1 protein-coding gene is annotated in these 738 nt (G+C 73.4%); it reads right to left on the bottom strand.

From position 1 onward, the window contains the following. Window positions 1-738 (bottom strand): FimV/HubP family polar landmark protein (locus tag AC1DXV_RS35110; protein ID WP_477938115.1); only part of this gene is annotated, 738 nt, incomplete at both ends.

The raw sequence follows: 738 nt of genomic DNA, 5'->3' as shown, positions 1-738 counted from the left end.
GGGCGGGGGCGGCGGAGGAACCGGCGCAGGCGGGGCCGGCGGCGTCACCACCGGCGGCTTCACCGGCACGTTCACCGCGGCCGGCGCGGGCGCCTGCGCGGGCGAACCGGCCTTGGCACCGGCCGAGGCCTGACCGAGCTTCTTCAGCTCTTCGACGTTCTTCGACAGTTCGGCGACGCGCGACGAGTTCTCCTTCGCCTCGCGCTCCTTCGCGACCTTCGCTTCCGTGGACGCACTGCCCTTGCTCAGCGTCAGCTTGTCCGGCGTCGGGGCGGCGGCCTTCTTGCGGTCGTCGACCTCGGCCTGCACGGTGCCGCTGGTCTGGCGCGACGCGCCCTCGACCTTCGACGGCGCCACGCCGCTGGCGAGGCGCTGGCGGTAGGCGCCGAAGTCGGCGCTCTGCGCCTGGATCAGCTGGCGCGCATCGGCCGGCGTGATCGCCTTCGCGGTCTCGGCCGACGGCACGGCCAGCACGGCACCGGCCTTCAGCCGGTTCATGTTGCTGTTCAGGAACGCGTCCGGGTTGCCCTGGTACAGCGAGGCCAGCATCTGGTCGAGCGAGACGCCCGGGCGCTTGTTCGCACCGGCAATGCGCGACAGCGTGTCGCCCGGCTTGACCTTGTATTCGTCGGCGCCCACGGAACCCTCGGCGTCGGACGGCGCCGAGGCGACGCGCGGCGTGTTGCGTGCCGGTGCCGGCGGCTCATCGCCGGTGACCGCGGGACGCGGTGCCGGTGC

The organism is Rhizobacter sp. P3_C12 (genome assembly GCF_056402735.1).
The sequence above is the reverse complement of the archived record's forward strand: the minus strand, read 5'-3'. Positions and strand labels throughout refer to the sequence as shown.